Below are 623 nucleotides of genomic sequence, written 5' to 3' on the forward strand. Positions count from 1 at the left end.
TTCACGATCTTGACCCGCTTGTGGCTGTTCTTCGCGAACACGGCCAGGTGCGGATGGTCCGCCTGGCGCATGATCATGCCGTTGCGGTCCTTGCGCAATCTAACGTAGCCCGACATGGGGTGACGTTGGATCGTGCCGCCGAACTGGTGAATCGCCGCGTATACAACGTTAGTGCCGACACGGGCCGTCGTCGCGTCGTGTGCCGGCGTGATGCTGGATGCGAGCCGACCCGAACGTTGCAGAATCTTGCCGGTGCCGGCCTCTTCACGACGGCGCTTGAGGGTCTTCGGACTCAGGCCGAGCCATTTCGGCCGGCCTTGTTGCGCGAAGTTCTCTTCGACGGCGTCGGCCATTAGCCCGGCGATCAGCGCCGTCACGGGCGACGCGTCCTGCATCAGTGCGCGCACGCGGGCCATGGTCGCCGCGTACCGGGAGTCGTCGATCTCGATTTCTACGATCATGGGCTATACTCTGTATATACCGATTGCAGTCGCGCAAGCTCCCGACTGACGCGACCAAAGGAACTGCACGGTGGCCCGCGACGAGTCGGCGTCGCGGGCCGTTCTATTTCCGGTACGCCAGAAAGCCGTCACGCTGCTTTTCTATATACCGACGGCGCGCTT

Annotated in this window: 1 protein-coding gene; it reads right to left on the reverse strand. The window is 62.8% G+C overall.

Annotated elements, in window-relative coordinates:
* Positions 1–461: phage virion morphogenesis protein (locus WS46_RS00005; protein ID WP_082725225.1), on the reverse strand; the 461-nt coding region annotated here is incomplete at its 3' end.
* Between the last annotated feature and the right edge of the window lie 162 nt (positions 462–623).

The sequence above is a fragment of the Burkholderia sp. RF4-BP95 genome (assembly GCF_001521985.1).
In the GTDB taxonomy this organism is placed as follows: Bacteria; Pseudomonadota; Gammaproteobacteria; order Burkholderiales; family Burkholderiaceae; genus Burkholderia; species Burkholderia diffusa.